This window comes from Agrobacterium sp. S7/73 (genome assembly GCF_019355535.1).
Taxonomy (GTDB): Bacteria; Pseudomonadota; Alphaproteobacteria; order Rhizobiales; family Rhizobiaceae; genus Agrobacterium; species Agrobacterium tumefaciens.
Genome location: NZ_CP072137.1, coordinates 152,764 through 171,455, shown reverse-complemented (window position 1 = coordinate 171,455; position 18,692 = coordinate 152,764). Strand labels below are relative to the sequence as shown.

At 57.7% G+C, this 18,692-nt stretch carries 16 protein-coding genes; 5 read left to right on the top strand and 11 right to left on the bottom strand.

The genetic code is table 11. The annotated features are described in order from the left end of the window. Positions 1–8: 8 nt before the first annotated feature. From J5276_RS15780 to J5276_RS15765, 4 genes are read right to left on the bottom strand one after another with little or no spacing between them, the layout of a single operon-like run. Positions 9–1,622, bottom strand: coding sequence for an ABC transporter ATP-binding protein (locus J5276_RS15780; RefSeq protein WP_065663079.1), 1,614 nt, complete (start codon positions 1,620–1,622; stop codon positions 9–11). Then, positions 1,619–2,443 carry an ABC transporter permease gene (locus tag J5276_RS15775; RefSeq protein ID WP_209159602.1) on the bottom strand — a complete coding sequence of 275 codons (825 nt, stop codon included), beginning with the start codon at positions 2,441–2,443 and terminating at the stop codon, positions 1,619–1,621. The genes J5276_RS15780 and J5276_RS15775 overlap by 4 nt, the downstream gene beginning before the upstream one ends. Then, on the bottom strand, positions 2,440–3,387 hold the full coding sequence (locus J5276_RS15770) for an ABC transporter permease (RefSeq protein ID WP_209159601.1): 948 nt from the start codon (positions 3,385–3,387) through the stop codon (positions 2,440–2,442). The genes J5276_RS15775 and J5276_RS15770 overlap by 4 nt, the downstream gene beginning before the upstream one ends. Beyond that, a complete protein-coding gene (locus J5276_RS15765; RefSeq protein WP_038493683.1) occupies positions 3,387–4,949 on the bottom strand; it encodes an ABC transporter substrate-binding protein in 1,563 nt (520 codons plus the stop codon). The genes J5276_RS15770 and J5276_RS15765 overlap by 1 nt, the downstream gene beginning before the upstream one ends. Positions 4,950–5,183: 234 nt before the next feature. Here J5276_RS15765 and J5276_RS15760 point away from each other — a divergent pair, with 234 nt between their 5' ends. Continuing rightward, a complete protein-coding gene (locus tag J5276_RS15760) occupies positions 5,184–5,450 on the top strand; it encodes a hypothetical protein (RefSeq protein ID WP_003517727.1) in 267 nt (88 codons plus the stop codon). 6 nt (positions 5,451–5,456) lie between these two features. Here the strand turns inward: J5276_RS15760 and J5276_RS15755 are convergent, their stop codons facing one another. Next, a complete protein-coding gene (locus J5276_RS15755) occupies positions 5,457–6,347 on the bottom strand; it encodes a LysR substrate-binding domain-containing protein (protein ID WP_013761341.1) in 891 nt (296 codons plus the stop codon). A gap of 118 nt (positions 6,348–6,465) precedes the next feature. Continuing rightward, positions 6,466–6,684 (bottom strand): hypothetical protein, encoded by a 219-nt coding sequence (locus J5276_RS15750; protein ID WP_013761340.1) that lies wholly within the window; start codon positions 6,682–6,684, stop codon positions 6,466–6,468. Between the two features lie 298 nt (positions 6,685–6,982). Between J5276_RS15750 and J5276_RS30795 the strand changes: the two genes are divergently transcribed. After that, entirely contained in the window at positions 6,983–7,309 is a 327-nt protein-coding gene (locus tag J5276_RS30795) for a GCG_CRPN prefix-to-repeats domain-containing protein (RefSeq protein WP_013761339.1), read from the top strand. Positions 7,310–7,578: 269 nt separating this feature from the next. Here the strand turns inward: J5276_RS30795 and J5276_RS15745 are convergent, their stop codons facing one another. Then, positions 7,579–8,373 (bottom strand): SDR family oxidoreductase, encoded by a 795-nt coding sequence (locus J5276_RS15745; RefSeq protein WP_112681970.1) that lies wholly within the window; start codon positions 8,371–8,373, stop codon positions 7,579–7,581. Positions 8,374–8,624: 251 nt separating this feature from the next. After that, complete coding sequence (locus tag J5276_RS15740) at positions 8,625–9,515, bottom strand: LysR family transcriptional regulator (protein ID WP_112681969.1); 891 nt, start codon at positions 9,513–9,515, stop codon at positions 8,625–8,627. Between the two features lie 133 nt (positions 9,516–9,648). Between J5276_RS15740 and J5276_RS15735 the strand changes: the two genes are divergently transcribed. After that, positions 9,649–11,163, top strand: coding sequence for an MFS transporter (locus J5276_RS15735; protein WP_247749974.1), 1,515 nt, complete (start codon positions 9,649–9,651; stop codon positions 11,161–11,163). Positions 11,164–11,314: 151 nt separating this feature from the next. On the opposite strand, the gene J5276_RS15730 is transcribed toward J5276_RS15735, so the two are convergent. After that, positions 11,315–12,250 (bottom strand): MYG1 family protein, encoded by a 936-nt coding sequence (locus J5276_RS15730; RefSeq protein WP_209159600.1) that lies wholly within the window; start codon positions 12,248–12,250, stop codon positions 11,315–11,317. A 253-nt stretch (positions 12,251–12,503) separates the two neighbouring features. Beyond that, complete coding sequence (locus J5276_RS15725; protein WP_112391039.1) at positions 12,504–13,787, bottom strand: cystathionine gamma-synthase family protein; 1,284 nt, start codon at positions 13,785–13,787, stop codon at positions 12,504–12,506. Between the two features lie 126 nt (positions 13,788–13,913). On the opposite strand from J5276_RS15725, the gene J5276_RS15720 reads away from it, so the two are divergent. After that, on the top strand, positions 13,914–14,372 hold the full coding sequence (locus J5276_RS15720) for an Lrp/AsnC family transcriptional regulator (RefSeq protein ID WP_013761333.1): 459 nt from the start codon (positions 13,914–13,916) through the stop codon (positions 14,370–14,372). Between the two features lie 81 nt (positions 14,373–14,453). On the opposite strand, the gene J5276_RS15715 is transcribed toward J5276_RS15720, so the two are convergent. Next, on the bottom strand, positions 14,454–16,481 hold the full coding sequence (locus J5276_RS15715) for a hypothetical protein (RefSeq protein WP_209159599.1): 2,028 nt from the start codon (positions 16,479–16,481) through the stop codon (positions 14,454–14,456). Between the two features lie 330 nt (positions 16,482–16,811). On the opposite strand from J5276_RS15715, the gene J5276_RS15710 reads away from it, so the two are divergent. Then, entirely contained in the window at positions 16,812–18,458 is a 1,647-nt protein-coding gene (locus J5276_RS15710; RefSeq protein ID WP_209159598.1) for an ABC transporter ATP-binding protein, read from the top strand. Positions 18,459–18,692 lie beyond the last annotated feature (234 nt).

Genomic DNA, 18,692 nt, shown 5'->3' with positions numbered 1-18,692 from the left:
CCCGCAGATCATGCGGCGGGGAGGCCACGTTTTGCCAGCACGCCATCCAGCCAGTCGCGCCGCAGTTCGGGGACCGAGGTGATGAGCTGTTCGGTATAGGGTTGGTAAGGAGGTGCAAAAACCTCCTTGGTCGTGCCGGTTTCGACAATGCGGCCATGCTGCATCACCATCGTCCTGTCGGCGAGCCGGCGAACGACGCCGAGGTCATGGGTGATGAAGAGATAGGAGACGCCCAGTTCATCCTGCAACGAGCGCAACAGTCTGAGAATTTCTTCCGCCACGAGAGGATCAAGTGCCGATGTCACCTCGTCGCAGATGATAAGATCGGGTCTTGCGGCAAGTGCGCGTGCGATACACACGCGCTGCTTCTGCCCCCCGGAAAGCGCTTTTGGCAGGCGCTCTGCAAACTCCCGGGGCAGACCGATCAGGTCCAGCAACCGGTTCACCTCGGAGGCGCGCTCATCTTCATTCATTCCGAAATAGAACGACATGGGACGGCCGATGATCTCGCCGACGGTGTGACGTGGATTGAGCGCCACATCCGGAAGCTGGTAGACGAGCTGGATACGGCGAAGATCTTCGCGCGAACGCCTGGAGTACTTGTCCGCAAGCCGGTGTCCAGCCAGCGAAATGACTCCGGAGGATTGCGGCGGCAACCCGGCAATAACCCTGGCCAAAGTGGATTTTCCCGAACCGGATTCACCCACGACTGCCAGTGTTTCGCCCTTTCGGATTTCGCAGTGAACGTTGTCCAGCACCTTCTTGCGACCGTAGTAGGCGGTGACGCCACGCGCTTCCAGCAGGATTTCACCACCCCTGTTCTGGACGGATTCGCCGAACATGCTGGCTTGGCGTTCGGAAACAAGACGGCGCGTATAGTCTTCCTGCGGGTGCTCGAGAATATCCTCGGCAGAACCTGCTTCTACCTTTTTGCCATGGCGCAAGACCATGATGCTGTCAGCAATCTGCGCGACGACGGCAAGGTCATGCGTGATGTAGAGGGCGGCGGTATTGTAGCGCTGGATGAGGCTGCGGAGCAGGGCCAGAACCTCTATCTGCGTGGTGACATCGAGTGCCGTTGTGGGTTCGTCCAGCACGAGTATGTCAGGGCGGCATGACATCGCCATGGCCACCATCGCGCGCTGTAACTGCCCACCGGAGACCTGATGCGGGTAACGGTCGCCGAAATTCTGATAATCGGGAAGTTGCAGCGCTTGCAGCAGTTCCAGCATCCAGGCTTCGGCTTCCCGCCGGTTCATGACGCCGTGGTAAAGCGGCCCCTCGATAATCTGTTCGCCAATCTTCATGGCGGGGTTGAACGCCGCAGCTGCACTTTGCGCCACATAGGCGATGCGCGCACCGCGCGCCGCCTCACGACCGGCGCGATCCACCGTCATCAGCGAAACGCCATTCACGACGATTTCTCCACCAACGATTCGGCAACCGTTTCGGCCATATCCCATGGCGGCAAGCCCGATGGTGGATTTACCGGCGCCGGATTCACCGATCAGCCCTTTGACCTCACCGCGCTTGAGATCCAGATCGATACCATCAACCAGAATTGCTCCATTCGGTGCAGCAACTTTCAGGCCGCGAATTTGCAAGACCTCATTGTTATTCATCGGTCTGCTCCCTGAATTGCGCTGCGGCCAGCCAGCAGCCAGTCCACGACGAGATTGACGCCGATGGTGAGAACGGCGATGGCAGCGGCCGGATATAGCGGTGCGTAGAGGCCGTAAAGAATGGCCTGCTGGTTGTCCTTCACCATGCCGCCCCAGTCTGCGAAAGGCGGCTGAACGCCAAGCCCGAGAAAGGACAGACCGGCCACGAACAGAAAGGTGAAGCAGAAACGCAGGCCGAATTCCGCAATGAGCGGCGGCAGGGCATTGGGCAGTATCTCCCTGAACACTAGCCAAATCAGGCCTTCTCCGCGCAGGCGCGTGGTCTCGGCATATTCCAGCACATTCACGCCCTGGGCGACAATGCGCGCCAGACGGAAGACGCGGGTGGAATCCAGAAGCGCAATGGTCACTATCAGCACGGGGATGGACGAGCCTAGCGCCTGCAGCACGACAAGAGCCGAGATCAGCACTGGAATACACATGACAGTGTCGACGATGCGCGAGAGAACCATATCGAGCCAGCCGCCAAAGATGGCCGCGATGAAACCAAGCGTGATGCCGATTGTGAAGGAGAGCAGGGACGCCGCCAGCGAAACGCCGATGGAGATTTGCGCACCGGCCAAAAGGCGCGACAGCATATCGCGTCCGTTCTGATCAAGGCCAAACCAGTGCATTGCCGAAGGCGGATCGAAAGGCGAACCGACGATCTCCTCCTGCCCGAAAGGCGCGATATGCGGACCGGCTGCGAACAGGACGATGTTGACCGAAATGATGAAAAGACCGACCCATGCGGTTGGGGTGATGGTGCGGAGCATTTTCATCGGGGATGCCTCAGGCGCGGGTTAAGCGCAATTGCCGACACATCGGCAATGATGTTTAGAATGACGTAGGTTGCGCCGAAAACGAGGGCTGCCGCCTGTACCAGTGGAAGGTCCCGCTTCGAAACGGCATCGACCATGAAACGGCCAAGGCCGTTATAGTTGAACACGGCCTCTACCAGCACCACGCCGGTGATGAGATACGCGATGTTGAACGATACGACGTTCACGATCGGGGCCGCGGCGTTGGGAAGCGCGTGGCGAAGAACCACGCGTTTGGTCCGCAATCCCTTGAGATAGGCTGTTTCGACATAGGCCTGATCCATCACCGCAAGAACGGCGGTACGGGTCATGCGCAGCATCTGCGCCACAGTAACCAGAACCAGCGTCAGAGCAGGAAGCGTGGTGGCTTTCAGCCAATCCGCAAAGCCCATGCCCGGATAAGTGTCGGCAAGGCTCGGCAAAAGATTGTACTGCACGGACACGAAAAGGATCAGCAACAGGCCCAGAAAATATTCCGGAAGGGAAACAAAGCCCAGCGCAACGATGTTGACAGCCCGATCGAACAGGCTGCCGCGCCAGATGGCACTGAACAGACCCAGAAGTACGGCAACCGGAACGGACACGACGGCGGCATAAAGCGCCAGCGCCATGGTGTTCCAGAACCGCGGCCATAGGAGAGCTGCAACGGGCTGGTGGTTTGCCAGCGAATTTCCAAGGTCGCCGGTTACGAAACCGCCTAGCCAGGAAAGATAACGTTGCAGAAGGGTCTGCTCCAGACCGAGATCGGCGCGCAGCACGGCGAGAGATTCAGGCGTCGCATTCTGTCCGAGTATTGCCGACGCCACATCTCCGGGAAGAAGCTGAGTGCCGGCGAAAATAAGCGCCGACACCAGCAGAAGCGTCAAAATACCCAAAGCAATGCGCTTCAGGATAAGCTTAGTCATTATGCGTCCAACCAGACCTTTTCAGCGAGACGGGCACCCATGAAGTTGAACATCGGATGCGTGGTCACGCCCTTCAGTTTCTTGGATGTCGCATCCAGATAATCTCCGAACATCGGGATCATGGCGCCGCCCTCATTGGAGATGAGCGCCTGAAGCTCGGCATAGATTTCCTTGCGCTTCGCATCATCGAGAAGTGCACGCGCCTCGATGAGTTTCCTGTCGAAGTTTTCGTTCTTCCAGTGCGTATCATTTTGCGCCGAGGTGGACTGGTAAGCGATGGTCAGCATCTGGTCTGCTGTCGGGCGTCCGCCCCAGTATGACATGCAGAATGGAGCTTTCATCCAGACGTTGTCCCAGTAGCCATCGGCGGGTTCGCGCTTGATAGAAACATCGATGCCGCCCTTGGCCGCACTCGTGCGGAAAATCGCAGCTGCATCCACAGCGCCGGAGAAGGCGGCGTCGGAAGCGGAAATCTCTACCTTGAGCGTATCGAGGCCAGCCTGCTTCAGATAAAACTTCGCCTTCTCGGGGTCGTATGGACGCTGCACCAGATCCGCGGCATAAAAGCGGTCAGAACTCGGGATCGGATGATCGTTCCCGATGCGGCCGTAGCCACGCAGCGCGGTTTTCAAAAGCTGCTCGCGGTCGATGGCGTGCTTGATGGCAAGGCGGATATTGTTGTCCTTGTATGGCGCCTGCGTGCAATCCATCAGGAATGTGAAGTGCTGGCCGCCAGCCGATTGGACGATGTTGAGGTTGGGGTTACGGCGCAGCAGGTCTACTGTCTTGAAGTCGAGCTGGTTGATCGCATGGACCTGACCCGACATCATGGCATTGGTGCGTGCGGCGATATCGTTGATGACGATGACTTCCACGGCGTCAACGTGAGCGGCATTCGGCTTCCAGTAATTCGGATTACGGGTAAAGCGCGAACGAACGCCCGGATCGTAGCTTTCGAACACGAATGGCCCGGTGCCGACAGGTTTGCTGAAATCCGTCCAGCCTTCCGGCACAACGAGGAAATGGTAGTCGGACAGGATGTAAGGAAGGTCGGCATTGCCGCTTTCGAGGACGATCTTGACCTCGGTGTCGGAAAGCTTGTCGACGCTCTTAAGCGCAGACGCAACCGAGCGTGCTGCAGAGGTGGTTTCGCCACGGTGCAGGTTGATGGAGTAGATGACGTCTTCCACCGTCAGGGTCTTGCCGTTGTGGAAGGTGACACCCTGACGCAGCTTGAAGACCCACTCCACGGCGCCGGGCTGCGCTTCCCAGCTTTCGAACAATTCAGGCACAGCGTGATTGCTGGCATCGATCTCGACAAGGCCGTTCATGATCATGAAGGCCTGATTGACCGGCACCCAGTCTTTCAGGATGCGGGGATCGAGATTATCCGTGGTGCTGCCGCCGCCGATACCCAATTTCAAAACGCCACCCTTCTTCGGTGTGTCCGCGCCTTGCGCACTGGCGTCTGTGATGAAACCGGCAGAAAGCGCCGCGAGGCTGGCCGCGCCGGCAAGAAAATGCCGCCGGTCGAGCGAGAAGGAAAAGGGGGAGGATGTCATGTTTGGGTTCCCTGTTTTTTATCGGGGCCGGACGAGGCGCGGCTGGCAGTGGCGTATCGTACTCGACGGTTCGGCACTAGATACCGATGCGCGCAGGGGGGTATGATTTTTGCGCATGGGGTCATGAAATCTGAGCGCATCCGGTTATCTGCGAAGCGGAGTAAAGGGATGCGCCGGAGCGGGTCCGGTGTAGCAGGCGCTCGCCGGGCGGGCGTGTTTATGGAGTGGATACAAATGGGGCTAGCGGATCTTGTCGGCCTTGCAGGAGCGTTTTTTTATCTCTTCGCCTATGCCCTGTTGCAGCTACGACTTCTGACGATAGAAGACTGGCGCTACACTCTCTTAAACGTTCTGGGTGGCGTGTTTCTGATCTACTCGCTGATATGGAATTTCAACCTCGGCTCGCTGATTTCACAGGTCGCCTGGCTGCTGTTCACCATCATCGGCTACGCGCGGTTCCTCCTGGACCGGCGCCGCAAGACACCTCCTGCGCAGGCATGACGGGTTTCAGCGCGCGGTTTTATGGTTGTCTGCAATCAGCCAATCGGAAACCTCGCGCACAATTTTACGCTGGTGGCGATCTGCCGGTCGCATCAGGTAAAATTTGCCTTCCGAGCGCATGGCATGGGAATGCACAGGAACGAGCGCTCCGCTGTCCAGTTGGTCGCGGATGAGCCAGGTCCACCCAAGCGTTGCACCAAGCCCCTGCGATGCCGCCGCGACGCAGAGGCCATAGTCTCCGAGTTTCCACTGGATTGCATCCTGTGGCGGCAACAGGTGTGACGAGCGCCACCAGTCGCTCCAATCCTGCCATTCCCGCATCGAATCTTCGATGGAGATCAAAACCGGTGCCCTCTGCTCCATAAGATTGGTCATGCCGCGGGCAGAAACGGGGACGACCTCCTCCTGGCCGAGTTCAGATAGCCAGACGCCAATCGGTCTTTCCTTGCGATAGAAAATAGCCAGGTCGAATTCATCCAGACGCAGATGTGCCACATCGTCAGTTACCCGCACCCGCAATTCGATGCCGGGAATATCGCGTTTCAGTTTCTGCAGGCGAGGCATGAACCATTGATCCGCAATCCCGCGAGAGCAGGCGATGGTGATTTGGCTGGCGCCGGTCCACGAGCGGACGCCGTCCGTGACACTTGCGATATCGAGGATCAGCCGCGATATATCGATCGAGTAGTTTTCGCCGATGGTCGTCAGTCGCACGCCTGTCGGCACGCGCTCGAAAAGCTTGGAGCCAATGAACGCTTCCAGCTTGCCGATCTGCCGGCTGACGGCGCTCTGCGTCAGGCCCAGCTCGTTGCCCGCGCGGGAGAAGCTGCCCAAACGGGACGCTGCCTCAAAAACAACAAGCGCCTCCAGCGGCGGCAATCTAAAAGACGGTTGCATTCAGGTTCCCAAAAACAGAGTTTGCGATCCGATACACCGCCGCCGCAAACTCTTCAATTTTTTTGGGATTCCATGCAGCGCTGAGGCTTTGCCACTAGCGCCTTTCTGTTACCCAAGACTAGGGCTGACGGTCCGGCATTATCAGCCAGAACAATTGCACGAGGTCGCGCCAGGTTCGAGCCAGATCCTCGGCCGTCGATGTCAGCTCCCTGTAAATATAGATGCCCGCAAGCGCGAGAAAGGCTGCAAGCGTTAGAACGGCCAACAGTACCCAAGGCCAGATGAGGCGTTTGCTCTTTGGCTTTGGTTCGGGCTTTGTGTCCAGATTGGGGTTCAATCACCGTCTCCTCATTCGCTTGAGGACTATGACGAAAACCGCGGGACTGCAACCGGAGGGGATACATCGCGCCCCTTCAACCCACTGGCACATAAAAGAATAACAGGTCTGCATTGACTGGGGCGGGGCAGTGAGCCGCGCCGCTTTGACGCCGCTTCACCCTTTCGCAGCGATTGAAACGCGAAGCCGGCATCTGCCACAATTGTGGAGTTTTTGCCACGAAAACATCAAGATTCATTCAGCCACAGTTCACCGGCAAGGGCGCTAAATCCCTCCATCCCGGAAGGAGGGAGATGAAATGCGTAAGATGATTTTAAGCGCTGGAATAATTCTCGGTGCCCTGTTCGGCAGTGGCGCGAACGCGATGCCTGTCGGTCAACCGGCCGCACCCCTGGCATCCAACGTTCAAAGTGTGGACTATGCTTGCGGACGCGGCTTTCATCTATCGCCGCGCGGATATTGCCGGCCCAATGGACCGCCGAGATATGAGCGCGGCTGGGACAGACGTGATCGCTGGGAAGCCCGCAGGGAGTGGCGTGAACGTCAGGCCCGCAGAGAATGGCGCGAGCGCAGAGATTGGCGCGAACATCGCGAATGGCGAGACCGTCGCGACTATCGATGGTAATGAAAACAGGCCCTCTCCGAACCGGGAGGGCCTTTTCCGTCTGGGTGCGTCTTGAGTTTTTAGCGACGATCTTCAACGCATAGATTGATCGGTTTGCGCCAATTGCCGTCATAAATCATTTGGGCCGAACTCTTCCCAAATGATCCAAGGTTTTGACGCGTTTGCCGGGGGTGCCACAGAACTGGTCGGTGGAAGTTCGACCTTTACTATCTTCCATCATAATGGGTGCAATGAACCAAAAAGGTTCGGCCATCCCATAGCCCGTTATTCTAGCTTCCCGGTGCTGCGGCTGATCCTGCAAGAATGCCGCCATCGATGTTCAGTTCGGCCCCAGTCATATAAGTTGCCTCGTCAGATGCGAGCAGGACTGCGAGCGCGGCTACCTCCTCGGCCCTGCCAAAGCGTTGCATGGGCGTTTCTTTGACCAGCGCGGCTTCACGATCTTTGCGATCCGGGCCATTTCCCAACATCGGCTCCCACATCGGTGTCATCACGGCCGCAGGGTGAATTGAGTTGCACCGGATGTTCAGGCCCTGACCGGCGCAGTATAGGGCCACGCTCTTGGTGTGGTTGCGGACGGCGGCCTTGGATGAGGCATAGGCCGCTGCCATTGGAATTCCGACAAGCCCTGAGCGTGAGGAAATATTGATAATCGACCCCGCACCATTTGCTCGCATGGCGCGGATTGCATAACGGCAGCCCAGAAAGGTGCCATCCAGGTTGACCGCATGGACCTTGTGCCAATCAGCAAGTTGGGCATTTTCTGGATCATGGGCTGGCGGGGCTCCTTCGAATGGTCCTTCAAAGCCTGTTATTCCCGCATTGTTGACGACGACGTCGATCTTGGGAAATTGACTGGCAATTTTCGCCCAGTCTGCCTCGCATGCGACGTCGAGACGGACAAACCTCCCGCCGATTGAGCCTGCGGTCAACAAGCCGCCATCCACGTCTATATCGGTAACGATGACCTGTGCCCCCTCGTCAGCAAACGCTTGGGCGATAGCCGCACCAATTCCGCGCGCCGCGCCGGTCACGAGTGCGGTCTTTCCAGAAAGTCTGGGCATGAATGTTCCTTTGATGCAAATGCTGAGCTAGCCAACGCGTCGTTTTGAAAAGACTGCGCTGTCATCGACGTAAGTCCGGATTATCGGCGATCTTTGTCCATGGTCATAAACTCCTCATCAGCATCCTTTATTTACCCACCACCGTCTTATTGGTCAAGAAATGCACCGTATTAGTCCGCCGATGGCTTCAATGGACGAACTCCACCGGCGCGCATAAGCCCGCCAGCATCTGTCATGCGCAGATACTCCAGTCAGGTTTCGACAAAGAGCTTTTCGATCGCAAAATCGATGAAGGCGCGCAGCCGCGGCGCCATGAAGCGGGCTGATGGCCAGACAATTGAAAACTGGCCTGGTGCGGCGAGATGTTCGTTCAGGACCGTCTCGAGCAGGCCATCCCTGATGGCGTCCGTCGCCAGGAATTCAGGCATGTAAGCGAGCCCCATCCCGTCAATCGCCGCCGCCCTTATCGCCTCCATATTACCGCAGGTGAGGGCGATACGCATGCTCGACAGGGGGTTGTCGCCGTTTTCCAGCAGCCATTCCTGAAACCTGCCGGAGGTCGGAAAGCGGAAGCGCAATGCTTCATGCTCTTGCAATTGGCTGGGGTGCCGGGGCGTGCCCATTCGTTGAAAATAGTCCGGCGACGCGCATAAAATGAAGCGGAATGGCCCAAGACGCCGCGCTATCAGGCTGGAATCATCAAGCTCGCCACTGCGGATTGCAGCATCGAAGCCGCCCTCGATCAGATCGACGCGCCTGTCGTTAAAGTCGAGTTCGAGATCGATATCGGGATAACGCCGGCGAAATTCAGGCACGATCGGCAGCAGAAAGCGGTATCCGATTGTCGGAAGCGTCACGCGCAGACTGCCGCGAGGTAGGGCCAGATTGTCCGTGACTGCTTCATGTGCGTCGCGCAGATCGGTCAGGATGGACCGATACCGCTCAAACAGCATTGCCCCTTCATTGGTCAGGGAGACCTGCCGGGTGGTGCGATTGAACAGCCGTACGCCCAGAGATGCCTCCAGTCGGGCAACGCTTTTTCCGACAGCAGAAGGTGACAGGCCCAGGCTCTGCCCGGCCTTGGCAAAATTCAGCCTTTCGGCAACCCGGACGAAGGCATCGATCTCGCTCAACTTATCCATTGTCGATGATTAGAGAATTTTAATCCGCAATGAAAGGCCCGTGAGGCCGATTGTCGAATTCATGTCGTCTGATGAGGATGGATGCCGATACGCGGCCTTGGTGTCGCGATCCCATTTCACGATTGGAGTTCGCATGAACGACGCCCCTCATAGAGCCTCAGCCAGCCGGAATTCGGTATTGGTGGCGGTGTGTCTTGCCGCCTTGACCCTTCCTTTGAACTTCTCCGCCGGTGCGGTTGCCACGCCGGCGATCGGGCAGGACCTCGGGGGATCGCCTGCATCCCTCACCTGGATCACCAATGCCTTCATGCTGGCTTTCGGAAGTCTTCTGATGGCGGCAGGCGCGCTGGCAGATCGATATGGCAGAAGGCGGGTGTTCTTGATCGGCCTTGCGCTGTTTACCGGCTTCTCCTTTGCGCTTGGATTTGCGCCTTCGGTGTGGATCATTGATCTGCTACGTGCCGGTCAAGGCGTGGGCGCCGCCGCTGCCCTAGCCGGAGGGACGGCCGCACTTGCGCAGGAATTCGACGGCCACGCTAGGACGCGCGCCTTTGGGTTGCTTGGAACGACCTTCGGCGTCGGTCTTGCATCTGGTCCGCTGCTGACGGGATTGATGATCGAAACGGTCGGATGGCGGGCAATATTCCTTGCCGGCGGCCTGATCGGCCTCCTTGCCCTGATCCTCGGCCCGCCACGGATGCGTGAAACGAGGGATCCCAATGCGGCGGAACTCGACTGGCTGGGCGCTGCAAGCTTTACCCTCACGCTCACCCTCTTCACCGTTGCGATGATCGAACTGCCTGTTCTCGGGTCTAACGGTATCATCGCTTTCAGCACAGGATTTGCGTTTTCGCTTGCAGCCTTCGTCTTGATTGAAATGCGGGCGGCGCGACCGATGCTGGACTTATCGCTGTTCCGTTATCCGCGGTTCGTGGGGGTGCAGCTATTGCCAATCGCCACCTGCGCCTGTTTCGTTGTTCTTCTTGTTATCATCCCGTTGCGCCTCATCGGTATCGAGCAACATGGAGCAATCGGGGCGGGGTTCATCATGTTGGGACTGTCGGCTCCGATGCTGGTGGTGCCTATAGTCGCGACGATGTTGGCGCGTCATGTTTCGCCGGGCATGCTCTGCGGCATCGGCCTGCTGATCGCCGCCTCTGGCCTCGTCTGGCTTGCCGGCTTCACCGCAGAGGATGGAGCCATGATCGTTCTGCCCATGCTCGTCATCGGGGTGGGCGCCGGCCTGCCATGGGGCCTGATGGATGGCTTGTCCGTTGGCGTCGTGCCGGTGGAGCGTGCGGGAATGGCGACCGGCATATTCAGTACCGTGCGGGTTGCCGGTGAGGGCATCGCGCTTGCAGTCGTCAGCGCCGCCCTGTCGGCATTGACCTCGGCATCCCTCGGACGGCTGGCGCCTTTGTCTACGCCCCTCTTGAATCAGACAGGTCAGCGTCTGGCAGTGGGCGACCTGGCGGGTGCAGCGGCAATATCGTCCCACATCGGGGACGACCTGTTGCGCGATGCCTATCAGACTGCGTTTTCGACACTTTGCTGGTGGCTTGCCGCGGTGACGACGCTATGCGCCATCGCAGTCCTGTTCCTGCTGCCCAGTAGTGCTGCGGTCGCCGACAAAGCGACGGCTCCGTAGATTATCGGGAACGAACACGGTGTTCCCGGTTGGGCATGGAGGAGGAGAGTCCAGTGATGCGGCCGAAGAACATTTGCGGGCATATCCTTTGATATGCTCCGCCGGCCCGCCTTCCGGGCGATCTCCTACTCATGTTCCGTTGTTCAATGGACTACACTACGGGAGCAGGCAAGATCGCCTCTTTCACAGCCAGTTCTGCCATGGCGAGGGCGGCATCGCGGGTTTTGGCGGCGGCAATAAACCGGCCATTGTGGCAGAAACTCGCGCCTTCAATGCCACAAACGGCTTCCAGATCGCCATTTGTAAGGCCCGCCCATGCCGCAGGCAGGTCTGCCCGCAGTTCAAAGCCTTCATCTGCGCGACGGATACCGGTCAGACACCAGTCCTTGTCACGCGGGTGAACGACAAACAGCAGATTGTCTGCGCCCGCCTTCACAATGGCGGGCCGAAACGGCATACCCATCGGCAATTCCAGAATATGACCTTCACCGGCATCGACGATAGCCTGCATTACAAGCGCCTCGGCGCGCAGTTTCGCAGCGCTTTTGGCTATTTTCGCCTCGACGAAGCTGCGGGCAATGACGAGCGCCGCGTGGAAACTGCGATCATCGGCTTCGGGGTCGGTCTCGTCAAAAACAGGTTTCAGAGTTTCCAGCAGGACAGGCAGCGTCAGCGCAACCAGCGGCCCGGCGACGGAGGGGCTGACCGCACCATTGTCGACCAGATCGACCGGCAGCACAAAGCTGCCATCGAAAGAGGTATGGACGGTTTCGACATGTTCATCGGGGATGCCGAAGGCGGCAAGATAGTCCCGGCCGAAATGCTCCCAGATCAGTCCGAATGAACTATATGGCTGACCGTCATCCCTCAGCGGCGCGCCGCGCTGATGGTGATCGAATATCCTGCTTGTCGCGTCATAGGCGCCGCCAACATCGTAGATGATGCGGTCCACGCCGGGGGTGATCCATTCCGGCGCCCGGCTGCGGACGATGCGGGCCTGCGGGAAAAGTCGGGTCAGGATGACGCTGGACAGCAGTTCGTCGGCATGGAAGCCACCGGAATGGGTGACGAGAAAATCCGGGATCATGTCAGGATACGCCTTGTTGCTTGCGGGAGGTCCGCCTGGAATTGAGGCAACTGATACCCTTTGCCCGACGCCATCTCAACCCGTCATTCGCCGCTTCTGTATCATATTGCCGGTGTGGGACTGGCTCCACTCGTAGCGGAAGGTAACGCCGCTCCCCTTATCGCCTTCCTGCACTACGTTGGTTTCCGCGTTTCGTATGTACTGGAAAACCCATAGGTATTGCAGTCGGTGAGGAGCGGCATTTGCCTCTTCATCAGGCGGCATCCAGAGAGAGGGTCAGGTCGGCGACCAGATCGTCGGGATGTTCGATGCCGATTGACAGCCGGATCGTGGAATCAAGCACACCAATGCGCTGGCGGACGTCGGCCGGAACACCCGAATGCGTCATCGTTGCAGGGTGGGAGGCGAGAGATTCCGTACCGCCAAGGCTGACCGCGAGTTTGAATATCGTGAGAGCGTTGAGGAATTTGAAAGACGCTGCCTGCCCGCCCGCAATGTCAAACGAGAAGGTCGATCCCGCACCGGTGCATTGATCTGCAAACACCTTGCCCACCGGAGACGCCGGATCGTGAAACGGCAGATAATGGATTTTCTCGACCTTTGGATGCGCCTTCAGGAATTCGGCCACCACCTTGGCATTGCTGTTTGCCCGCTCCATGCGGATTTGTAGCGTCTCAAGCGAGCGCCCGAGCATCCAGCACGAATGCGGGTCGAGCTGCGTGCCGATCGCTCCGCGTAATGCCTTCACCTGCTTCATGACATCCTTGCGACCGAGCGCTGCTCCGGCAATGAGGTCGGAGTGCCCGCCAACGTATTTTGTCAGTGAATAGAGCGAGATATCGGCACCGTGCTCGATTGGCCGCTGGAAAACCGGACCGAGGAGTGTGTTGTCGCACGCGATGATTGGCCTGTGCCCCTGCTTCTGGCCGATCACGTCGGCAACGCGGCTGATCATGGGGATATCGACAATACTGTTTGTCGGGTTGGCGGGGGTCTCGATGAGGATGACGGACACCCTGCCTTTCGCCATCGCAGCCTCTGCGGCGGATATCACCGAGGCCTCGCTGACACCATCGGCGAAACCCACCGCCGAAACGCCGAAATTGTGGAAGGTCTTTGCCAGCAGCGTCTCAGTGCCGCCGTACAAAGGCTGGGAATGGAGTACGGTGTCGCCGGGCCGGACAAAAGCGAAAAGCGTCGTCGAAATGGCGGACATGCCGGACGAGAAGAGCGCACAACTCTCGGTGCGTTCGTAAACGGCAAGGCGGTCCTCGACGATCTCGCTATTGGGATGGTTGAAACGCGAATAGACGAGGCCTGCACCTCTGCCTGCGGGCGGCTCCTTGCGGCCGGAGACATAGTCGAAGAAGTCGCGACCGTCCTCCGCCGACTTGAAGACGAAGGTCGAGGTCAGAAACACAGGCGGCTTCACCGCTCCTTCCGACAATTCCGGATCGTAGCCGTAATTGAGCATCTGGGTTTCAGGATGGAGAGCGTGGTTGCCGATATGGGTTTTAGACGGATGCGGTGCGGTCATTTGCGGAAGGTCCTCCTCAACAGACGTTGAACTGTCCGCAGCTTACATCCAATCAAGCCAAAATACCTTGCATTCTGAAGCGTGGATATGTCTGATGAAGCAATATATTGCGGAGAATTGTGCTTTATGTCGCAAAAAATTGCAGATCCAATCGACCGGCGGATAGTCAAGGAGCTGTCTGCCGACGCAAGGATCACCAACAACGAACTTGCCGAGCGAGTCGGCCTGTCGGCATCTGCATGTCTGCGGAGGCTGCGACGGCTGGAAGAGACGGGGGTGATCAAAGGTTATTCCGCGATCGTTGATCCGGCAATCGAGGGATGGACGATGACCGCGCTTGCATCCATCCGCCTCAGTCGCCAGCACGATGACGAAATCCAGATGTTCGAGGCGGCCGTTCTGGACTGGGACGAGGTTCTGGAATGTCACCTCGTCACGGGTTCGAGGGACTACATGCTCAAGGTCATGTGCGGTGGGCTCGAGGACTACGAGCGCTTCATCAAGGAGAAGATCGCGAAGCTGAAATGCGTCGACACCATCGAGACCAGCTTTGTCATGAACACGATCAAAGCGCGGCGCATCTAAGCTTTGCTAGAAGCTCCGCGCCCGGTGTGTTCAAGCTCCGAGAACCGGAGCTTGAACCGTTTGGGGGTGCGATCGGACGACTTACTCGGCCGTCGCCTGGATATCGACCTTGTCGAGAAGAAGCATCGGGTTTTCAGACGCTGCAACCAGATCAAAAAGACCAAGACCGTTTGGTCCAGTGGAGCGGGCGGTAACCGTAAGAGTACCTGGGTTGTTGATGAAGCGAAGCAACGCGTCCACCGCACTCTTGAGTTTGGGCTGTTCAGCTGCGATCTGCTGCAACCCCGCGCTTGCCACGAGTGTCAGAACACCGCGCACTTGATCCTCGGTCATGTCGTTTTGCAGAGCGTAAAGCTTGATAGCCTTGGCCATCATACCTTCGTCCTTGATCGTCAGCTTTACCTCGCGACCCGCGAGCCCCAGGAGGGCGGCCTGGGTACGATTGGTGTCGAAGGAGAAGAACTCCTCCGTGAACCCGCTCGCCAGACCGGAAAAATTGACGCTGCCAATATCCTTGCCGCGCATGGAGATTTCCCGGATCACCAGGTTCTTGTTCGGTTCATCCCAGCCGGCGGCAAGGGCATAAGACAGGGCGAGCGCCTCGAAACCCAGTTTGCGGGCTTCGACAAAAACTTCCTCGGTCGAATCTTCCGGGATCGGAAGAGAAAGGTCATCCTGCCTGATCACGATATCTGTGGGTATGCCGTTGAAGGGCTTTGTCAGACCCATCTCGAAATTCCTGAGCGTGAACTTGATGCGCTCAGGCACGCCCTCCGTCTTTTCACCAGTCTCGTCGTCTGTCTGTTCCGGGGCGGCGACGTCAACATTGATGCCTCCGACGCGGACGGTGCCCAGTTCCGGTATCAGGTGATTAAACGGGAAAGTCTCGATCTGCTTGTCGTCAAGCCCGACGATTTTGGAGAGACTCTCGATTGTGGAACTCCAGTCAAAGCCCTTGAGGCTTGCCTCGGCGACTTCGATCGTGTCGACGCCATTTCCGATCGACATGCCATTCAGGCCGAAGTCGAGCTTACGGCTGTCCATCTGCATATCGATACGATCAATGCCGACCTTGACCCTTTTGCCGGCAGCCCCTTCGCTTTCATCAGGCGCGTCGGCCTTGAACCCGAGCAACTGCATGTTGCTCTTGCCAATCATATCGAGAATGGACAGGGCCTTGGCGAAAATTGCCTGGCGTTCCTGAGGTGAAAGCTCGTCGGTATTTTTGGCCGCCGAAAGCGCGTTCATCGTTTCCAGAAGCGGCTCGGCCGGCATGCGGGCGCTGAAGCCGTCGCTGCGTATTTCATCGTAGGTGAAATGACCGTCTCCGTCTGAGAACGAGATTTTGCTGACGGAGAGCGGACCATAGAGAAGCTTTGCGTCCTTATCTTCGGGACCCGCTTTTTCCGTATAGAGCCTTGCGAGGTAAGCGGCATCGAAGTCCTGCCCGGCTATGGCGCCGGTCGATACGACCAAGTGCTTCTTTTTCATCGCGCCAGTGCTGTCCGGTAGATCCATCTGGATGTCGTAGCTGGCATTGTCGATGGAATATCGGGCGACCCGGCCTTTGGCGATGTCCGAAAAGGCTACGCTCTTATAAACAGTCTTCTGCTCGGTGGTGGCGATGGACTGCGTGAATGTCATCTCAGGCGTGGAAATACGCTCTGCTGCAAAGCGCTCTATGCGCTTAGGCAGAGAGTTGGCATTTCCGTCTCCGGATACTTCAGCCGCATCCGGTTTTGTGAACGCGGCATTCTCGACACGCGCATGCGCCATCGAGATCTTGCCGGTTGGCACATCAACATTAATGTCGTTCAGCTCCAGTGCGCCATCCAGGAAAGGAAATTTTGGACGTCCATCGATAGCTGCAATCCGGATGTTCTTGCCATCGGCAAGCGGCAAGGCCAGTTCGCGAATATGAATCTGCCCGAGGAAATCAACCTCAACGGAACGGGCAGTTGCGCCAGTGCGAGCAACGAGTTCGCTGACCTTTGCTTCGTAGAAGGCCTTACCCCCGATGACGCCTGCAGCAGCAACAGCAATAATCGCAACCGCCGCCCATAAAGCTTTGGTCCGGCCCTTACCGGTTTGGGTATTTACCTGTTCCACGAAATTGGTCCTCTCCGACGCGATTTGAAACTGCACGCCTTTTAAGCACGCGAAAGTTGCTCCGCAAGTGGGCGCTAGCGGGACAGTTGGAGAACTTGTCCCAAAACGCAAAACGCCGGGTCCGCTCCTGACCAACATCAAACGGGACAGCCTGGCATTTTGCAGATCATAAAGGTCAAGAATGCTGGACAGCGCCAACGCGGTGCCGGTTCGACCGTCTTAGCTACCGCCACTCACTGGACAATATAGTAGACATAGTCCACCATATTGTTTCCGACGTATGACGCGTCGGCCAAAGCGAACAAAGTTACAAAAAAACAAGGGGAACTTATGTCGCATCCAACCACGTCAGCCGACGTGGTGCTGTCCGTTCGCAATCTCACGGTGGATCTTCCGCCGGGAATGGAGCGCACCCACGCGGTCAAGAATATCTCTTTCGACCTCCACGCAGGTGAAATCCTGTGCATTATCGGTGAATCCGGGTCTGGCAAATCCGTCACTGCCAGCACGATCATGGGGCTGTTGTCGCCTGTGATAAAAGTCAGCTCCGGCGAAATCCATTTCAAGGGAATGGACATACTTGCGGCCAAGGAAGATAAAATCCGGCCGCTGCGTGGTCAGGCGGTCTCAATCATTTTCCAGGATCCGCTCTCCGCGCTCAATCCGTTGATGACAATCGGGGATCAGATCGCCGAAGTGCTTGAAGCGCATGGCTATGGAACGCCTGAAACCCGCAAGACCAAGGTTCTGGATCTACTTGAAGAAGTCGGTCTTCCCGACCCGCCTCTGATGCGGCTGCAATATCCATTCCGTCTGTCTGGCGGACAACGTCAGCGGGTCATGATCGCCATGGCACTGGCACTCGATCCGGATGTCCTGATTGCCGATGAGCCAACAACCGCTCTCGACGTTACCACCCAGGCGCAGATCCTTGAGCTCATCCGCAAGATACAGAAGCGCAAGAACATGAGCGTCATGTTCATCACCCATGATTTCGGCGTCGTTGCCGAAATTGCCGATCGCGTCGTGGTGATGGAGAAGGGATATCTTGTGGAGCAGGGAAGGGCGGACCAGGTTCTGGTCAATCCCGTCCACCCCTATACCCAGCGACTTGTCGCTGCGGTGCCACGGATGCGGAGCACTGAGCGTTCAGTCAGCGAAGAAGCCCCCGTCGTTCTCAAGGTCGAAAATCTTGAGAAGGAATATCGCAGCTCCGGCTCGTTTTTCCGCAAGGCCCGTATCGTCAAGGCGGTCAATGGTGTCAGCTTCAAGCTTCACAAGGGCCAGACCCTTGGTATCGTTGGCGAAAGCGGGTCGGGCAAGTCCTCGCTCGGGCGTGTCCTGCTGAAATTGCTGGAGGCGGATGGCGGTTCAATATGCTTCGATGGCCGTGACATAGCAGCGATGGACGAAACGACGTTTCGATCGTTGCGACCCTATATCCAGATGATTTTTCAGGATCCTTTCGCGTCGCTTAATCCCCGCCATACGATCGGCAGGATCTTGACGGTCGGCCCCGTTGCCCACGGAATGGCTGTGCATGAGGCGAGAATAAAGGCTCTCGGAATTCTGAAGCTCGTGGGGCTGGATGAACAGGCCTATGACCGTTACCCGCACGAATTCTCCGGCGGCCAACGCCAGCGCATCGGCATTGCCCGTGCACTGATGTTTGATCCGGTCGTCCTTGTGGCCGACGAAGCCGTGTCTGCTCTCGACGTTTCCATACAGGCGCAGGTTCTGGAGCTTCTGGCGCGGGTGCAGGCTGAAATGAAGGTGGCGATGATCTTCATCACCCATGACTTGAGAGTCGCAAGCCAGATTTGCGACGATGTGCTTGTCATGCACAAGGGAACGGTTGTCGAACAGGGGCCGCCGACAAAAATCTTCCGGTCGCCGGCCCATCCCTATACCCGCAAACTCGTTGCTGCGATCCCCGGTGCGGACTGGGAACCTGCGTCAACTGCCGTCGGCACATAACATCGAAGTCTGATGAGCCAGGCACCTCGTCAGACTTTGCATCGCGCGACATCAAGGACCGATTTCACCGCCGGATTATCATTGATCCGGCGGCGCGAGAGGTTTTCCTTTTAAAGGTCTGATTTAAATAATAAAAATATGATTTCAGGAATAAAAAGTAGTTGCGTTTGTCTACTAATTATCCTTTCATTCAGTCACGAAACTGACATACGACATGGCCGAAAACCTGCACTG